The organism is Sinorhizobium terangae (genome assembly GCF_029714365.1).
GTDB lineage: Bacteria > Pseudomonadota > Alphaproteobacteria > Rhizobiales > Rhizobiaceae > Sinorhizobium > Sinorhizobium terangae.
In genome coordinates this window covers 1,081,770-1,099,727 of sequence record NZ_CP121659.1, presented here as the reverse complement: position 1 = coordinate 1,099,727, position 17,958 = coordinate 1,081,770, and the positions used below count along the sequence as shown (strand labels likewise).

The following is a 17,958-nucleotide window of genomic DNA, read 5'->3' as shown; positions in this document are numbered from 1 at the left end:
CTTCCGATCTAGGGAATCATGCAGTGGCCGGTTCCGTTGTCCCCGGAACCGGCTTTTCTTTTCCGAGGAGCCCGCCCCGCCGGCGCTGACCCAAAGTGCATTTCACCGAAAATTAACCATATTCGTCGACCGTCGAAGGTGACCATCCCGGCCAGACCAACTCCTTTCCTCGATCCTGGATTGGGGCACAACAAAAGCCACCGCGACGGACGATCCTGCATGAATGCGCCATCCAGCGGCCCCGAACCGGAACTTTCGCCGCTCCTCTCACCGCGCCTCGTCTACAAGGTTGCCGCGGTCGTCGTTCTGCTGGCGGCACTGACCGTGATCGTCTCGATTTCCGGACACCGGCTTGGGGCCAGGCTCGCGCTTGCCGGACACACCTCCAGTCAAGAAATCTACGACATCTTCATCGGGCAGGATCACCTGCGGCTACCGGCCAACATCATCCGCTTCGAAAGCCAGCGCGCGACCAGTATTGCCGAGCGCATCGACCTTTACCTGACCTGGCCGGCGCTCGAAGGCTATGGCGAGAATACGCGGGACTTGTTCGACGATATCAACCGGCCAGAAAACCTGATCTTTCTGCAACTCTCACAAAGCACGATGTCGCAGGACATGTCGGGACGCCTGGAGCCTATTTATCGCCACATCCTCAGCAACGAGGCGCATCCCGGCCCCGCCGGCTTGATCCGGCACGACGCCAAGTCGAATACAAGCTACGCCGGTGAAGTTTTCTTCACCGCGGACCGTGCCGGGCGACCGCCTTACGTGCTGCGCTGTACCTTGCCCGCGGACGCCGAAGCATCGACCAGCGCGGACTGCCAGCGCGACGTGCATGTCGGCAAGGATCTCACCGCGCTCTATCGTTTTTCGAGCAAGCTGCTGCCGCAGTGGCGACTGATCGACGATTCCGTGGAAACCTTCGTTCGCAGTCGGCTGGCGCCCTGATTTTGTCCAAGAGTCGTGGTGCAGGCGAAGCGCCGACCCGGTTGGGTCGACCGGTGCCGTTCCTGAACAAAACGGCCCGCTCCAGGAAACCAATCATTCATCATAAACCGATTGGTAACGCTATCCCGATACTGTCGCAGGAACGGTCGTTCCCGGCGACATGTCCGGACGGCATCCATGACATGAGAATAAAGAGCAGCGTAGTGTCTCAATCCGTTTTTTTTGATATCGCGAAACGCCCGCTTGGCGCCTTTTCAAAAATCGCAGGACGGATTGTCCTCGCCGGCGCCGTTGCCCTATTGGCACTCTCCGCGCCGGCAATGGCCAATTCGAAATACGCCGGCATCGTCGTCGATGCGAAAACCGGCAAGGTGCTTTACGGCGAGGATGCCGACGAGTTGCGCTATCCGGCGTCTCTCACCAAAATGATGACGCTGTATCTTACGTTCGAAGCGCTGGAAGCAGGACGGATCAGCAAGTCCACGCCAGTTCCGTTCTCCAAGAACGCCGCGGCAGAACCCCCATCCAAACTGGGTGTGCGCGCCGGCAATTCGATCACCGTCGAGCAGGCGATCCTCTCGCTCGTGACGCGCTCGGCCAACGACGCTGCCACGGCACTGGGCGAACTCCTGGGCGGTTCCGAACAGCGTTTTGCCCGGATGATGACCAACAAGGCGCGCGCGCTCGGCATGACGCACACGACCTATCGCAATGCCAACGGCCTGCCGAACCCGGACCAGAAGACGACGGCCCGTGATCAGGCGCGGCTTGGCATCGCGCTCAGGCAGCACTTTCCCCAATATTATGACTATTTCTCTACGCGGAGCTTCCGTTTCGGTAAGCAGACGATCGGCAACCATAACCGGCTGCTTGGTAATGTCCGCGGTGTCGACGGCATCAAGACCGGTTACACCCGCGCCTCAGGCTTCAACCTGGTGACCTCGGCACAGCTCGACGGTCGCAGCATTGTCGCCGTCGTGCTGGGCGGAACGTCCGGTGGTGCTCGCGACGCCCAGATGCGCAAGCTCGTCGCCGAATACATGCCGGCCGCTTCGCGCCGTGGCGGCGGCAACCTGATCGCCCAAACACCGACCGCCGAACCGCCCGTCGCCGCCGTTGCGCAGGCCGAAGTCAAGCCTGCGGCAGCGCCCGTTGCGGTCGCCTCGGCTGCCATGAATCTGCCCAATACCGGCCCGGTTCCGGACTTCCGCTACAGTGGCGAAAGCTCCAGCCGTATGGAAATGGCCTACGCTGCAACGCAGCCAGTGTCCGACAATCCGGTGCTTACTGGCAAGATCGCGCCGAACACACTCGACGCCCAGAGCGCCAAGCTCGCCGCAGAGCCGGCGGCCGGGGATGTCGATACCCAGATCACCAACTCGGTTGCCGCCAAGGCCGAGACCCAGCCGGAACAACAGGCGCAACCACAGGGTTGGGTCATCCAGATCGGCGCAACGCCTGACAAGGCGCAGGCGATGACGCTTCTCGGCAACGCCAAGGAAAAAGGCGGCAAGACGTTGCGCAACGCGACACCGTTTACCGTTGCCTTCTCGAACGGCGGTGGCCAGGTCTACCGCGCACGTTTCGGCGGCTTCGACGACCAGGACAAAGCTGTCAATGCATGCAAGGTATTGAAGAAGAAGGGTTTCGCTTGCTGGGCGAGCCAGATGTAACAAACACGACTTTCTGACGGCGGGGTGCGTTTTGCCCGGCCGTCTTCCTCGGAATTGTAGAGCGTAACGAGGTTGGTCATGGCAGTGAACGAGAATGTTCCCGGTGTTACCGTGATGCCGGGAAAGAAAACGAGATCTTCACGCATCGGTCTGCATCCGCTGCATGAGGCCGCCATGCGTATCGCCGACATCGGCTTGACCCGCTCGAAAGCGAAGACGCGCGATCTCGTCGGGATGCTTTTGACGCATGGCGCGCGCGCTTGGCGCTCGACCCAGCCCCGCGCCGGCATCCACCTGCATGTGACCGCGCCCGGCCGTCGTTATCCGCTCCGATTACGCATCCACTGATTTCCAGGAATGTCGAGGGCCTCCCCTGTAATTCCGGATGGAAGGCCACTACACGCCTTCCTGGAATTGCTTAGAGAAGGCCGAGTTCCGCCAGTTCGCGCCGCAGTTCCAGCGGCATGTCCGCCTCGCCGGAGGAGAGCGAAGCCAGGTCGCGCGGCGCCTCGTTGTCCTGCAGATAGCGCCATCCCTGGAAAGCCCGGCGCGGCTGCAGCTCGGTTTCAACCACTTCCGGTCCGAGGATGAGATTGCAGCGGCCGATGCCCTCGCCGTCGGTGAAGGTTTCTATCCCGATCAAAGGCTGCCGCGCCTGCACATGCCCCTTGATCACCCAATAGAGTGAACCACCGGCAAGCAGTTCCTCGGTCCGTTTCGGTACCATCCGGGTCGTATGGAACGAATGGGGCTCCTGGCCGGCCGCAATCGCAGCCAGCGCCTTGCGCGAAACCCACTCGCGCAAGTCCTCGACCGATTCTGCGCCGACACAGAGCTTTATGAGATGCAACGCCATAGGGAAACCTTGAACACCCGTCCGCCGGCCGTGGTCAAGCGTGTTGAACCCGTTCGTCCACAAGAGCGCCCCTCAGCCGACCTCATCATCCTATGGCAGGATTGGGGCAGAAAACCGCGTGGTGGTTTGCACCGCGGCTCCCGCGAACGCCGAGGCGTCAGCACTCGACGACATTCACCGCGAGACCGCCCGTGGAGGTTTCCTTGTATTTCTCACTCATGTCCACGCCGGTTTGCCGCATGGTCTCGATGCAGGCGTCGAGCGGTACGAAGTGTTTGCCATCGCCCTTGAGGGCGAGGGAGGCCGCCGTGACCGCCTTGACGGCACCAAGGGCATTGCGTTCGATGCACGGCACTTGCACGAGCCCGGCGACAGGGTCGCAGGTCATACCAAGGTGGTGCTCGAGCGCGATCTCAGCGGCGTTCTCGATCTGCTCCGGTGTGCCTCCCATTACGGCAGCAAGGCCTGCAGCCGCCATGGCGGAGGCCGAGCCGACTTCGCCCTGACAGCCGACCTCTGCGCCCGAAATCGAGGCGTTGTGCTTGATGATGCCGCCAACGGCTGCGGCGGTCAGCAGGTAATCGCGGATGCCCTCCTGATCGGCATCGTCATGGAAATGGAGATAATAGCGGATGGTCGCCGGGACGACGCCAGCGGCGCCGTTCGTCGGCGAGGTCACAACCCGGCCGCCGGCCGCATTCTCCTCGTTGACCGCCATCGCGTAGACGCTCAACCAGTCGTTTGCGAGCAGCGGATTGGTCTTGTTGGATCGCCACTCCTCCTGAAGCTTGTCGTGAATCGAACGCGCACGCCGGCGAACCTTCAGGCCGCCCGGCATGATGCCGTCCTGGCTCAAACCCCGATCGATACAGCTCTTCATCGCTTCCCAGATCCGGTCGAGGCCGGCGTCGAGCTCGTCCCTCGACATCGAGCATTCCTCGTTCGCCCGCTTCATCTGGGCGATGGTGAGCCCCGAACGAGCCGCCATATCGAGCATCTGCTGCGCCGTCGCAAAAGGATAAGGCACCTTCACGCCCGCAGGCTTGTTCTTGGCGGCGCGCATCGCCTCGAGCTCCGTATCGGTCACGACGAAGCCGCCGCCGATCGAGTAGTAGATCCGCTTCAAGAGCAACCGTCCGTCGCGATCGAAGGCCGAGAAGGACATGCCGTTGGCGTGGCCGGGCAGAGGCACTTTCTTGTCGAAGACCAGGTCTGTTTTCGGCTGGAAGGCGTAGGGCGGATGTCCGGCAGGCGCGATGCGGCCTGTGCGTTCCACCTCGTCGATGATTGCATCCATGCTGTCGGGATCGACGAGATCCGGACGCTCGCCCATCAGGCCGAGGATAACCGCTCGACCGGTGCCATGGCCGATGCCGGTATGCGCGAGCGAACCGTGCAGACTGACCTTGATGGCGGCGACGCTCGCATGTGTCGGTCGCGGCCAGTCGTCGGAAAGGATGAGGTCGAGAAACCTGTTTGCCGCCGACATTGGTCCCATCGTGTGCGAACTCGAAGGACCGATACCGATCTTGAAGACGTCAAAGACGGAAAGAAACATAAACTGCCTGCCCCGGAGCACGGAAACGCCGTCAGGTATACCACCCGAAGCGCCGATGATTGCAAGGCCGACACCCGCTTGGTTCCTCCTTGGAGCCAGCGGTGTCGGCTACCCTATAGATATAGGATCGAACCCTAAGCTATCCCATCCCCATCGATCAGGCGATCAACCGACATTGGATTTTGTTCGTGCGACATGACGCAAAAGCGAGTTGCGAGAAGGTCACCTTCGAATCAAAACGACGCGGTCCTGGGAAACCGCGTCGCCCTGATGGAATGCTTCGATCTCAAAGGCCGCCGAAAAGATAGGCCAGGACCAGAACGCCTGCGAAACCAGCCACGGCGCGAACAGTCACGCCCCAGCACGACTTCTGTATTGTATTATCCATGATGTCTCCGAGCACACAGAGGTCGGCGGGCACTGCATTCGCGGCCCGCGCATGCGCCATGCATACTGAAGAATGTGTTAAGCTGCAACTTCGAAATGTGGCAAAATCGTGTCGAGGCGACAGCGGGGCCCAAACAGCGCCAAGAGTACCGATCTTGCATTTTCAGACAGCCATGCCAAAAACGCCTGCATGACCCTCGAAGATTACATCGCACTCGGCATCTTCGTCCTGCTATGGGGCGGCTTCAACTGGGCGACCGACGGCCGGCGCACTTTCAAGCGCGTCAGCCTGACCCGGCTGATGAACGAAAACCGCCGGCGATGGATTCGCAATTCGCTCAACCGCGACCTGAAGATGATCGACACACAGATCATTGCCGGATTGCAGGCCGGCACCGCCTTTTTTGCCTCGACCACCATCTTCGCGCTCGGCGGCTGTTTCGCTCTGCTCGGCGCGACCGACCAGGTGCAGATGATCTTCAACGACCTTCCGCAGGTATTCCGGGGCGGACGGACGGGCTTCGAGCTGAAGGTCGGCGGCCTGACCTGCCTCTTCGGCTACTCCTTTTTCAAATTCGGCTGGTCCTATCGCCTGTTCAATTATTGCTCCATCCTGATGGGCGGCATTCCGATGACGGCGGAAATGACGCGCGACCGGCACGCGGCCGAGCAGGCCGCCGAGCGTGCAATCCGCATGAACATCCTGGCGGCCAAGCACTTCAATGCGGGACTGAGGGCGATCTTCCTGTCGATCGGGTATCTTGGCTGGTTCATCAGCCCCTATGTTTTCATCGTCCTCACCGCCTTCGTCATCTTCGTGCTGATACGGCGGCAGTTCTTCTCCGAGGCGAGAGAGGCTCTCATCGAGGATGCCCGCGAGGCTCTCAAAAACTGAGATCGGCGCGACAGCGCCGCGCGTCCAATCGGCCGGGCAAAGGCGCTGTAGCACTTTGAATTGCTGCATGATTTTGTCCTTAAATCGATTCCGGTTTAAGGAAGCATGCAGTAGGGAGATACGCGCTGCTCCTCAGTCGAAGAACATCCGCGCGTGGCCGGCGCAAGCCAGACATGCGAACTTGTCTCAAAAACAGGATGGCCAGAGCCGATGTCCGAAAACACAGCAACAACGATTTCCGATACGCGACACGCGTCACCTGACATAAAAAAGCGTCATCGGATCGCCCTTCTGGATGCGCTTCGGGGCTCAGCGCTCGTCACCATGGCAATCTATCACTTCGTCTGGGATCTCGAGTTCTTCGGGTATGTGACGGCGGGTACGGCGGCGACGGGCGGCTGGCGGCTTTTCGCCCGGCTCATCGCAAGCAGTTTCCTGTTTCTGGCGGGCTACAGCCTTGTGCTCGGCCAGCGTCCAAATCTTCGCCTGCGCGCCTTTGGGCGCCGCTTCGTGAAGATAGCCGGTGCGGCGCTGCTGATCAGCATCGCGACGTGGTTCGCCTTCCCGGATTCTTTCATTTTCTTCGGCATCCTTCATTCGATCGCCGCCGCAAGTCTTGTCGGCCTCCTGTTCCTGCCACTTCCCGCGATCGTTTCCTTCGTCGCCGCGGCGGCCGCTTTCGCTGCGCCGCTCTACCTGCGTTCGTCCATTTTCGATACGCCTCTGCTCTGGTGGGTCGGACTTTCCGAAACGATTCCACGCTCGAATGATTACGTGCCTCTCCTTCCCTGGCTTGCCCCCTTCCTGATCGGCCTTGGAACGGCAAAGCTGCTTCACCCGTTGCTCATCAGCCGGGGAGCGTCGACCAAACGGGAGGAAAGCCGGAGCAACCTGTGGATCAAGCCGCTCGCCTTCGGCGGCCGTCACAGTCTGGCCATATACCTCGTACACCAGCCGCTGCTCATCGGCCTCGTCTATCTCTTTGCCCAGATCGCACCCGCCGCAGCACCGGACCCGGAACAAGCGTACCGCGCAAACTGCGTGGCGGCTTGCAACCGCTCAGATCCTGGTGCGCCATGCGAAGCGTTCTGCGGCTGCACGCTCGACCGGCTGAAAGAACAAAGCCTTTTCGGGGACTTAAACATGGGCAAGATCGATGTGAACACCGATGAACGCATTGCGCGAATCGCTCGTCAATGCACAATGGACGTGCAATCAGGGGACTAGGACATGAATGCCTATCGTGCCAAGCCGCTGAATTTCCCTTGGCCCGCCGTGCTTTATGGCGCGGCCGTTCTGATTGCGCTGACGTTCAACCGTTTCTTCCCCATTCCGGTCGCGAACGGAACCGGCTGGTTTGCGTGGCTCACCGGATGGGCCATGATCCTTGCGGCGATCTCGATCAGCCTGTGGGCCGTAAAGACACTGCTCGACCGGCGCACCGCGATCCTGCCGACCCGGTGCGCCACCTGCCTCGTTACCTGCGGCCCTTTTCGCTTCACCCGCAATCCGATCTATCTCGGCTACACGCTGCTGATGGTCGGCACCGGATTGATAACAGCCAATCCGTGGCTTTTCATCGCGGCGATAGCGGCTGTGGCGCTGACGACCGTCTTTGTCATCCGCAATGAAGAGAGACATCTGCTGTCGCGCTTCGGCTTCGAGTTCGAACGCTACTGCTGCCGTACTGCCCGGTGGATCTGACCCCGACCGCCACCTTTGAACAAACTTTTCGGCCCGCTTTAGATCACGATGATTTTAGGTCCGATCGACCTAAAATCGTAGCCGTGATCGATTCTAATAAGTTAGCGCGGCATGCGGGCGGAAAACCGTAAACACGTTTCCTCATCCCGCGCTACAGCGCCGCGCGTCCAATCAGACGCGCTAAGGTCGCTGTAACAATTTGAATGGCTGCATGATTTTGTCCTTAAATCGATTCCGAATTAAGGAATCATGCAGTAGAGCATTTTGCAGTCAGGTGGAATCACCTGACGTCGCACAAATGCGGTAAAAACAAACAGAAAGAACGGTTGCGCGAACGCACGTGAGCGCATCCCGCGCTAGGTGCCGACGCCGATTTCCGCGAGACGCGTCAGGCAGGCCTCCTCGACATTGTCGAGCTCGGCGAGCGTATCATCGATATCCTTGCGCTTCTGCCGCAATTCCTCGCGCTTTTCCTCGACGCGCGTCATCAGAAGCTGGAGCTGGCCCATCTCTCCCGGCGGATCTTTGTAGACCTGAATGATCTCGCGAATTTCGGCAATGGTGAAACCGATGCGGCGGCCGCGCAGGATTTCCTTGATGAGATGACGGTCAGCCGGCCGAAACAATCGCGTGCGGCCGCGGCGCTCAGGATGAATGAGGCCTTCATCCTCGTAGAAGCGCAGCGTTCGGGTTGAGATGCCGAATTCCCGCGTTAGCTCAGTGATGCTATAGTATTTATTCACGCCGCCGTCCCATCAAATTCCGAGGCGTCACTATCGTTGACTTTGACGTAAAAGTCAAACAACGCACCGTGTCATGTGACGTGAAACCACCACGTGGCGATGCCGAGAAAGCTGAAGAAGCCGGTTATGTCGGTGACCGCAGTGACGAATACGGCAGAGGAAACGGCCGGGTCCGCACCGGATTTTTCCAGGAGAAGTGGAATCATGATGCCGGCGAGCGCGGCGGCCATCATGTTGATCAGCATTGCCGTGGCGATAATGCCGCCGATATTGGGATCTTGGAACCACAGGCCCGCCACCAGGCCGATGAAAGTCCCGAAAATCATGCCGTTCAGGAGCCCTACCCCGGCTTCGCGGCGAATGATCCGCGGCGCATTGTGAATGTCGAGGCCGCGGGTTGCGAGCGCGCGCACGGTCACGGTCATGGTCTGCGAACCCGCATTGCCGCCCATGCCGGCCACAATCGGCATCAGGATGGCCAAGGCCACGATCTGCTGGATGGTCGCATCGAAAAGGCCGATGACCGAGGCGGAGATACAGGCCGTCATCGAGTTGATGAAGAGCCACGGCACCCGCGAGCGCGAGGCCTCAGCAACGGAGTCCGACAGTTCCTCGTCGCCGACGCCGCTCAGGCGCAGCAGGTCCTCCTCCGCTTCTTCCTGGATCACGTCAACCACGTCGTCGATAGTCAGCACGCCCACCAGTCGGTCGTTGTCGTCGACGACGGCGGCCGACAAGAGGTCGTACTGTTCGAAGAGCTGGGCCGCCTCTTCCTGGTCCATCTCGGCGGGGATGGCATGGCTGGTATCGCGCATGATGGCATCGACCTTGATCGACCGCTTGGTGCGAAGGACACGGTCGAGATCGACGGTTCCGAGAAGTTTGAAAGTCGGGTCGATGACGAAGATCTGCGTGAAACTGTCGGGAAGATCCTCGTCCTCGCGCATGTAGTCGATCGTCTGACCGACGGTCCAGAACGGCGGCACCGCGACGAATTCCGTTTGCATGCGCCGGCCGGCGGTGCTTTCCGGATAGTCGAGCGAGCGACGCAGGCGAACGCGCTCGGTGAAAGGCAGCTTGGCGAGGATCTCTTCCTGATCCTCCTGATCAAGGTCCTCCAGAATGTAGACCGCATCGTCGGAGTCCATCTCTCCGATCGCCTCGGCGATCTGCTCGTTAGGCAAATGTTCGACGATGTCGAGACGGATCGCTTCGTCGACCTCAGTCAGCGCCGCGAGATCGAACTCCTTGCCGAGCAGCGAGACGAGCGCCAAGCGTTGTTCCGGCTGGATGGCTTCAAGAAGGTCGCCTAGTTCGGAGGCGTGAAGGCCGGCGACGTGCTGACGCAGATAGATGGTGTCGCGATCGGCAATCGCGGCGCCGACATGCATCAGGAAGTCGGAGCGCACAGAGCCGTCGTCGGCATAGATATCCGAGCCGTCATAGGCGGTGGCTTCTTCCGAACGGTCGTCGTCGATATTGCTCATAGAGCCGCCCTCGAAAAACAAAGCCGCCCGAATCAAATGGGTCGAAGATCCCGAAAGGCGAGCGTGCCATTCCAAATGACGGCCGTTCCCTCGAAAGAGAACGGCGTCTTGCCTTGCTACAGCGCTCCCGCATTCCTCCCCGCAAGGTCACTGTAACGCTTTGAATTACTGCGTGATTTTTACCGTCGGATCGATTCCGACCCCGGAAGTCATGCAGTAGCGCAAAGCTCCGGCGAGGTCCACAGGGCAGAAGGTGCGAATGAAGAACCGGCGAAAGTTTTGCGCAAGCTGTTGCAAACGCATATGGAAGCCGTAAATCAAGGAGCCGAAAAGGCATGTGGCTGCCAAGCTAGGGGCCGGGTATGGCTGTTCTCCCCATCGTACGCTTTCCGCACCCGGTGCTCACCACCGCGGCCGAAACGATCGAACGTTTCGACGGCGATCTTCGGCAACTCGCAACTGACCTTCTTGAGACGATGCACGCTGCCCCGGGGATCGGCATTACCGCAAATCATGTAGGTGTTCTGCGACGGCTGACGGTGATCGAACTGGATCGGACAAGCGGCCCACGGGTCTTCGCCAATCCGGAAATTATCTGGCAATCCCAAGACCTGATGCGGCATACGGAAGGCAGCGTCTCGATGCCTGGCATCTCAGAGGAAGTCGAGCGACCGCGTGCGGTACGCGTGCGCTATCAATCGCTATCCGGCGAAACACTGGAAGAATATGCAGAAGGACTGATGGCGATCTGCCTGCAGCACGAGATTGACCAGCTTTCCGGTATTTTCTGGACGCATCGGCTTTCCCGGCTAAAACGCGAACGCGCCGTCAAACGGTTCGAAAAACTGACCAGAGGTGAGCGGTGAATCCAGTCCAACGAGTTCAATAGTGCTTCAGTTGGGATCACCGACGTTACGATTCATCAAGGAATATAAAATGAAAGCATTGCGCCTGATACCTGTTCTCGCATTAGCCCTGGCCGGATGCACGGCCACCCCGCCTGATCTCGAGCCCCTCCCCGGCAGCTTCACCTATGGCGAGAAGGCGGCGGAGCGCAGAACACAAGCAGCGCCCGGGACAATGATACAGCATCGTTTCCTGCATCAGGGGACCATGGTTTTCGAAACATACGAGGTCCAGCCGGACCATTCCTATAAGCTCGTTCGCCGCAGCGTCCAGGATAGCTGGGCGCCCTGACCTGACACCGCCGCTCGCGGACTACAGCGTCGCTGCCACGACGTCACCCTCGGCGCGGAACATTGTGATCGCCGCCTCGTTCTCCATTGGTAGAGATCAATGGAGATTATCCGATGGCCAAGTATCTCGATGAACGCGGCGATCCGGTCTCGAAAACGCATGACGCGGACAGGGAAGAATTCTCCCCCCGGGAAACCAGACCGGGAGGCCTCGGCCTCCGTGTCCTGGCGGTACTCACAGCCGGACTGTTTCTCGCCTTGCTCGCCTGGGGCGCCGTTGAACTCTGGGGCGAAGGCAACGACAACGATCAGGCAACGGAACAGACGCAGCCTGCTCCATCGTCAGAACAGACCGGCAGCGTCGGCAACCAGACGCCCGCACCCGCCGATGGCCAACCAGCGCCGACCGACAGAAGTCCTACTGCCCCGTCGGGAACCGGCGGTCCGTCGCAACAGACCTCGCCTGACGGCACGACGAAATAGCGGCTCTCCGGCTGGTTAATGCCGGCGTAAGCGCTTCGCCCCTTAGCGCACGGTTACTTCGGAATCAAAATCATGCAGCAATTCAAAGTGCTGCAACGAACCTTGCACGTCGGCGCGCGCCGCTGTGACGTGCCAAACGACACCATCTATTCGAAAGCCTGCGCCGTCGAGCACTCATAGAGCACGTCGTCGGTTTCCGCATCGATGCCGGCGAGGCTGACGTCGTACCCCCAAAGATGGCGCACGTGCCGAAGCGTGGCGTCGCGGCTCGCTTCATCCAAGAGGATGCCGTTCTTCACGTTGTGCTGCAGGCGCAGGTGGCGGTCGCCCAGCAGATCGACGTCCACGACCTGGATGTCCGACTGGTTCGCCGCGACATCATAGCTGCGCGCAAGCGCGGTGCGTATGGTTTCGTAGCCGCGCTCATTATGGATCGAGGCGACCTCGCAGTAGTTGTCGCCGGCCTCGTCCGTCAGCAGGAACAACCTGAATTTGCGGATTAACGCAGGGCTCAGATATTGCAGGATGAAGGATTCGTCCCGATGGTTCGCCCAGGCGTCGATCAGCGTCTCCCGCCATTTGCCGCTGCCGGCGATCTCGGGAAACCAATCACGATCTTCCGGCGTCGGATCGGTGCAGACGCGCTGGATATCCTGCATCATCGCAAATCCCAGCGCATAGGGATTGATGCCGGGAAAGCGCGGGTCGTCGAAAGACGGCTGAAACACCACGTTGGAGTGGCTGTGGAGCATCTCCAGCATGGAACCTTCGCTGATCCTGCCCTGATCGAAAAGCCTGTTCATGATCGTGTAATGCACGAAGGTCGCACAGCCCTCGTTCATCACCTTAGTCTGCCGTTGCGGATAGAAGTACTGGGCGATGACCCGCACGATACGCAGAAGTTCCCGCTGCCAGGGTTCCAGGATCAGGCTCGTCTTTTCGAGGAAATAGAGCAGGTTTTCTTCGGGCAGGTTGAGTTCCTTCTTCCGCTCCGAAGCATCGCGCTCGGCCTCCTTGGATCCGTGTCCGTCCGGTGAGGGCGGGAGCGTTCTCCAGAGATCGCTGTAGGTCTGCTCTTCGTATTCAAGTCGCTCGCGGGCACGCTCCCGTTCCTTCTCGGACGAAAGCCGCGGTGGACGACGATATCGGAAGACGCCTTGATCCATAAGTGCGTGGGCGGAATCGAGAATGACCTCGACTTCGGACGTTCCGTAGCGCTCCTCGCATTTGGCGATATATTTCTTGGCAAACTCCATATAGCTCAAGATGGCGCTGGCGTCAGTCCACTGCTGGAACAGGTAGTTGTTCTTGAAAAAGTGATTGTGGCCAAAGGCTGCGTGCGCCGTCACCAGGGCCTGCATGGCCATGGTGTTCTCCTCCATCAGGTAGGTGATGCAAGGATTGGAGTTGATGACCAATTCATAGGCAAGGCCGCGGCGACCCTTGCGGTAGAGGTGTTCCTCGAAAACGAAACGCTTGCCGAAGGACCAGTGTTGGTACATCAGCGGCATCCCTACCGAAGAATAGGCGTCGAGCATCTGCTCGGAGGAGATGATCTCGAGCTGGTTCGGATAAACGTCGAGCAGGAGTTCATCCAGCGCGATCGTTTCGATCGCATCATAGGTGCGCGACAGCGTCTCGAAGTTCCAATCGGAATCGCGAAACAGAAGATTTGAGGCTGCGCCCTTTGGCATTCCTATCGCCTTTCAGTGCGCCGTTGCATGGTTGGCTGCCGTGCGAACAGCTTCCGGAAAACCGGATAGATATCCGACGGTCTCGCAATTCGGGTCATCTGGAAGTTCGACCATTCGCTGTCGACCGTGCGATAGGCACGCCAGAGGGACGTACCATTGTCGGTCGTACCGAAAATCTCCGTCTCGCGCTCATCTATGATTTCAACATAGGCATAATATTGGCAAAGGCGCATCACCTGCCGGTGGAGAAGCGAAACGCAAAGGTCCGAGTCCCCGGCGCTGTTTTCCCCGTCGGAGGCCTGAGCCGCGTAAATGTTCCATTCGCGCGCCGGATAGCGCTCTTCAATGATGCGGAGCATCTCCTCGATGGCCGTGGAAACAACCGTGCCGCCGCTCTGCTTGCTGTAGAAAAATGTGTTCTCGTCGACCTCGCCCGCCTCATCGGTGTGGCGAATGAAGACGATGTCTATGCGCTTGTAGCGCCGCTTGAGGAAGAGATGCAGGAGGACGAAGAAGCGCTTGGCCAGATCCTTCTCCCGCTCGCCCATCGAGGCAGAGACATCCATGAGGCAGAACATCACGGCGCTTGCATTCGGCAGCGGCTGGGGCTCGAAGCGATTGAAGCGGATGTCGACCGGATCGACATAGGCAATGCGACGACGGCGGCGCTCCAGCTTGTCCAGTTCCTCGCGCAACGCCTCGATGCGTTTCTGGTGGGCGCCACTCGTATTCGATTCCGCCTGCAGCTTGGCAAGTTCGTCGGCGACCGCGGCAACGTCCGCACGACTAGGCCTCCGCAGCGCGATGCGGCGGCCATAGCTGTTGCGCATCGTGCGCCCCACATTGATGTTCGTGGGCGAACCCGACGTCGCAAAACCGGCCCGACGAGGCTTGAACGCGACGGATTCCTTGAGATTGAGCTTCACCATGTCGGGGAGTTCGAGATCCTCGAAAAAGAGATCGAGGACTTCGTCGCGCGACAGCACGAACTGGAAGTCGTCTTCGCTCTCACCCGTTCCCGCCCCCTTGCCTGAGGCGCCGCCGCGCGCGCTTGGTTTCGGGAGGCGATCACCCGGCGAGAATTCATGATTGCCGGGCAGAACATACTGTCTCTCGCCGGTGGTCGGGGATGGCTGGAAGGATGGCTCGCCGACGCCACGCTCGGGCATGGGGACACGGTGCTCCGCATCGACGTCCGCGATCTTGCCTGCTTTGATCTGTTCCTTGATCGTCCGTTTCAGCTCTTCCCGCGCCCGTTTCAGAAAACGCCGCCGGTTGCCGAGGCTCTTGTCCTTCGGATTAAGGCGACGATCGATGAAATTCGGCATTGGCAAACCCCCAACGTACGCATCATTAGCCTGCCTTATTCACTCGCATGTACCAATCGACGAGCCGCCGAACCTGGCGTTCAGTGTATCCGCGCTCAATCATGCGCTGGACGAACTCTGCATGCTGCTTTTCGGTGGCGCTGTCCTTCTTGGAGCCGAAACTAATGACAGGCAGCAAATCCTCGACCTGGCCGAACATACGCTTTTCGATGACTTCGCGCAGCTTTTCATAGCTCGTCCACGAGGGATTGCGGCCGCTGTTCTTGGCGCGGGCACGCAACGTGAACTTCACGACCTCGTTGCGGAAGTCCTTGGGATTGGCGATGCCTGCCGGCTTTTCGATCTGCGACAACTCGCTGTCGAGAACCTTCCGATTGAGGATCTGTCCGGTGTCCGGATCCTTGAAGTCCTGGTCCTCGAGCCATGCATCGGCGTAGGCAATATATCGGTCGAACAGGTTCTGGCCGTATTCGCTATAGGATTCCAGATAGGCTTTCTGGATCTCATGGCCGATGAATTCGGCATAGCGCGTGGCCAATTCCGACTTGATGAAGTCGAGATAGCTTGCCTCGATTTCCTTCGGAAACTGTTCGCGTTTGATCGCCTGCTCCATGATGTACATCAGGTGCACGGGATCGGCGGCGACCTCCTTGGTGTCATAGTTGAAGGTCTCCGACAGCACCTTGAAGGCAAAGCGGGTGCTGACGCCCGTCATGCCCTCGTCTACGCCGGCCGCATCACGATATTCCTGCACCGACTTTGCCTTCGGATCGGTGTCCTTCAGGTTCTCGCCGTCATAGACCCGCATCTTCGTGTAAAGCGGCGAGTTCTCATGCGGAGCAAGGCGGGTCGACACCGTGAACCGGCTCAAGCACTCCAGAACTTCGGGCGCGCAAGGATTGTCGACCAACTCACTTTCGCGAAGGAGCTTCTCGTAAATCAGCTTCTCTTCGGTTACGCGCAGGCAATAGGGCACCTTGACCACCAGAATGCGGTCGAGGAACGCCTCATTGTTCTTGTTGTTCTTGAACTGAAGCCACTCGGATTCGTTGGAATGCGCGAGAACGGTGCCCTGGTAGGGAAACGCGCCGAAATTCTCGGTGCCGTTGTAATTGCCTTCCTGGGTCGCCGTCAGCAGCGGGTGGAGGACCTTGATCGGCGCCTTGAACATCTCCACGAATTCAAGCAGCCCCTGTGTGGTGCGGTTCAGGCCGCCGCTGTAGGAATAGGCGTCCGGATCGGCCTGGCTGTAGTTTTCGAGCTGGCGGATATCGACCTTGCCGACCAGCGAGGAGACATCCTGGTTGTTTTCGTCGCCGGGCTCGGTCTTCGCGATGCCGATCTGGCGCAAGCGGGATGGCATCAGTTTGACGACGCTGAATTTCGAAATGTCGCCGCCGACTTCGTCCAGCCGCTTGGCCGCCCAAGGCGAGATCAGACCGGTGAGCCGCCGTCTGGCGATTCCATACTTGTCCTCAAGAAGATCGGCCATGCGCTCCGGATGGAACAGACCGAGCGGGGATTCGAAGACGGGGCTGATCTTGCCGTTGACCATCAAAGTGTAGATGGGGCGCGCTTCCATAAGCTTCTTGAGCCGCTCCGCCAACGAAGATTTGCCGCCGCCAACCGGCCCAAGTAGGTAGAGAATTTGCTTGCGCTCTTCGAGACCCTGCGCGGCATAGCGGAAATAGCCGACGATCCGCTCGATCGTATCCTCCATGCCATAGAAGTCAGAGAATGAGGGATAGATCTTGATCGTTCGATTGGCGAAGATTCGCCCGAGCCGCTCGTCCGCGCTCGTATCGATGAGGTTCGGCTCTCCGATGGCCTCCACCATGCGCTCCTGCGCGGTGGCGTACATACTCTTGTCGTCGCGGCAGGCGAGGAGATATTCTTGCAGACTTATCTCTTCCTGCGCTGCACTCGTATAGATCTCTGAAAAGAGATCGAAGACGTCAGATTCACTCCTTGTCATCATGCTCTCCCGCGGGAGGCCGGTCAACCGAGACGGGTTCGCTGCCTGTTGGCTCCCTGCTTACAGTGAACTGTTTCCTGCCTCCAAAGTTCCTCAATAAGTTGCGGTTTAGCAGGCGGATGCCGAAGCAGTGGCCAACGGTGAGCACCCGCCTTTGCGGCACGGCGCACGGCGCTTTCAAGATGGCGCGACGGGCACCGTAATACTTTGAATTGCTACAGGTCTTATCCGTAAAGTCGAATCGGATATAAGAAATCATGCAGCAGGTTCGCCGCTCTGTCACCCCATCATATTGGCCGCTTTTCACAATTCCGCGATGGCGAAGCGGATTCGCGTCTAGCCTCTGGCTACTTTTCCGATTTTGCGACGAACGGCTTTTTCTACCGCGGCAAGGTCCCACAGAACCCGTGCGCGGGCGAAACACAACTCGCCTTCGTTTCCGTGGCCCGCATTCGGGCCGGGCGGAAAATGCTGCAGAGACCCCATGGCCAGATCTGGCACAGCGCGGCGGCGGCCCCACTCGCTCGCTCGTAAACTTGCGTCGGCGACGCCGCTTGATGGCTCTCGTTAGCAACACAATATGGCATTTTGGTCGCGGGTGCTACCGAAGGCGTTCGTTTTAATCTTCCAGCGCGAAATGCGAGTGGCGTCCTGCAGCGGCTCGCGGCGGTACCGGATCTAGGATACTACAGCCCCGCCCGCCTTATCAGACGCGCAAAAGGTCGCTGTAGAGCTTTGAGTTGCTGCATGATTTGGCCTTAAATCGATCCCGCTTTAAGGAAGCATGCGGTAGTGCATGCAACTCGACGCCCGGAAATAAAAAACCCCGTAGAACCGGACGGTTACGGGGGCTTTTTAATTCTCAATTTGGTGCGGTCGAGAAGACTCGAACTTCCACGGGTTGCCCCACAGCGACCTCAACGCTGCGCGTCTACCAATTCCGCCACGACCGCATCGTGGTAGGTGCCGATTGCGTCGGCGGGGCTGCATGTAGCAAAAGCCTTTGGGGTGCACAAGGGCAAGACGAC

Annotated in this window: 16 protein-coding genes and 1 tRNA gene; 9 read left to right on the top strand and 8 right to left on the bottom strand. The window is 59.5% G+C overall.

Going from position 1 to position 17,958, the window contains the following annotated elements:
• Positions 1-219: 219 nt before the first annotated feature.
• The 3 genes from QA637_RS05250 to QA637_RS05240 all read left to right on the top strand — a co-directional run bounded on the left by QA637_RS05250 (position 220) and on the right by QA637_RS05240 (position 2,972).
• The gene (locus QA637_RS05250) at positions 220-951 is read left to right on the top strand and encodes a hypothetical protein (protein ID WP_283064158.1); all 732 of its coding nucleotides are present in this window, start codon (positions 220-222) and stop codon (positions 949-951) included.
• Between the two features lie 182 nt (positions 952-1,133).
• On the top strand, positions 1,134-2,624 hold the full coding sequence (locus tag QA637_RS05245; RefSeq protein ID WP_283064156.1) for a D-alanyl-D-alanine carboxypeptidase family protein: 1,491 nt from the start codon (positions 1,134-1,136) through the stop codon (positions 2,622-2,624).
• Positions 2,625-2,702: 78 nt separating this feature from the next.
• The gene (locus QA637_RS05240) at positions 2,703-2,972 is read left to right on the top strand and encodes a hypothetical protein (protein ID WP_153442283.1); all 270 of its coding nucleotides are present in this window, start codon (positions 2,703-2,705) and stop codon (positions 2,970-2,972) included.
• Between the two features lie 70 nt (positions 2,973-3,042).
• Here QA637_RS05240 and QA637_RS05235 read toward each other — a convergent pair whose 3' ends face one another.
• Positions 3,043-3,480 (bottom strand): DUF1489 family protein, encoded by a 438-nt coding sequence (locus QA637_RS05235; RefSeq protein ID WP_153442282.1) that lies wholly within the window; start codon positions 3,478-3,480, stop codon positions 3,043-3,045.
• A 157-nt stretch (positions 3,481-3,637) separates the two neighbouring features.
• Positions 3,638-5,038: an L-serine ammonia-lyase gene (locus QA637_RS05230; RefSeq protein ID WP_153442411.1), complete on the bottom strand. Its 1,401-nt coding sequence runs from the start codon at positions 5,036-5,038 to the stop codon at positions 3,638-3,640.
• A gap of 577 nt (positions 5,039-5,615) precedes the next feature.
• Between QA637_RS05230 and QA637_RS05225 the strand changes: the two genes are divergently transcribed.
• From QA637_RS05225 to QA637_RS05215, 3 genes are all read left to right on the top strand, one after another.
• Entirely contained in the window at positions 5,616-6,320 is a 705-nt protein-coding gene (locus QA637_RS05225) for a DUF599 domain-containing protein (RefSeq protein ID WP_283064153.1), read from the top strand.
• A 210-nt stretch (positions 6,321-6,530) separates the two neighbouring features.
• Entirely contained in the window at positions 6,531-7,547 is a 1,017-nt protein-coding gene (locus QA637_RS05220) for a heparan-alpha-glucosaminide N-acetyltransferase (RefSeq protein WP_283064151.1), read from the top strand.
• 3 nt (positions 7,548-7,550) lie between these two features.
• Positions 7,551-8,024, top strand: a complete 474-nt coding sequence (locus tag QA637_RS05215) for a methyltransferase family protein (RefSeq protein WP_283064150.1) — start codon at positions 7,551-7,553, stop codon at positions 8,022-8,024.
• Positions 8,025-8,380: 356 nt separating this feature from the next.
• On the opposite strand, the gene QA637_RS05210 is transcribed toward QA637_RS05215, so the two are convergent.
• Complete coding sequence (locus tag QA637_RS05210) at positions 8,381-8,767, bottom strand: MerR family transcriptional regulator (protein WP_136504391.1); 387 nt, start codon at positions 8,765-8,767, stop codon at positions 8,381-8,383.
• A 71-nt stretch (positions 8,768-8,838) separates the two neighbouring features.
• Entirely contained in the window at positions 8,839-10,254 is a 1,416-nt protein-coding gene (mgtE, locus tag QA637_RS05205; protein ID WP_153442278.1) for a magnesium transporter, read from the bottom strand.
• A gap of 362 nt (positions 10,255-10,616) precedes the next feature.
• Here mgtE and QA637_RS05200 point away from each other — a divergent pair, with 362 nt between their 5' ends.
• From QA637_RS05200 to QA637_RS05190, 3 genes are all read left to right on the top strand, one after another.
• Positions 10,617-11,120: a peptide deformylase gene (locus tag QA637_RS05200; RefSeq protein WP_153442277.1), complete on the top strand. Its 504-nt coding sequence runs from the start codon at positions 10,617-10,619 to the stop codon at positions 11,118-11,120.
• A gap of 70 nt (positions 11,121-11,190) precedes the next feature.
• Positions 11,191-11,451, top strand: coding sequence for a hypothetical protein (locus QA637_RS05195; RefSeq protein WP_153442276.1), 261 nt, complete (start codon positions 11,191-11,193; stop codon positions 11,449-11,451).
• Positions 11,452-11,564: 113 nt separating this feature from the next.
• On the top strand, positions 11,565-11,933 hold the full coding sequence (locus QA637_RS05190) for a hypothetical protein (protein ID WP_153442275.1): 369 nt from the start codon (positions 11,565-11,567) through the stop codon (positions 11,931-11,933).
• Between the two features lie 146 nt (positions 11,934-12,079).
• On the opposite strand, the gene QA637_RS05185 is transcribed toward QA637_RS05190, so the two are convergent.
• From QA637_RS05185 to QA637_RS05170, 4 genes are all read right to left on the bottom strand, one after another.
• Entirely contained in the window at positions 12,080-13,627 is a 1,548-nt protein-coding gene (locus QA637_RS05185) for a SpoVR family protein (protein WP_153442274.1), read from the bottom strand.
• Positions 13,628-13,629: 2 nt separating this feature from the next.
• Complete coding sequence (locus QA637_RS05180) at positions 13,630-14,955, bottom strand: YeaH/YhbH family protein (protein ID WP_283064144.1); 1,326 nt, start codon at positions 14,953-14,955, stop codon at positions 13,630-13,632.
• A 25-nt stretch (positions 14,956-14,980) separates the two neighbouring features.
• A complete protein-coding gene (locus QA637_RS05175; protein WP_153442272.1) occupies positions 14,981-16,930 on the bottom strand; it encodes a PrkA family serine protein kinase in 1,950 nt (649 codons plus the stop codon).
• Between the two features lie 868 nt (positions 16,931-17,798).
• A tRNA-Leu gene (locus QA637_RS05170) sits at positions 17,799-17,883 on the bottom strand.
• Between the last annotated feature and the right edge of the window lie 75 nt (positions 17,884-17,958).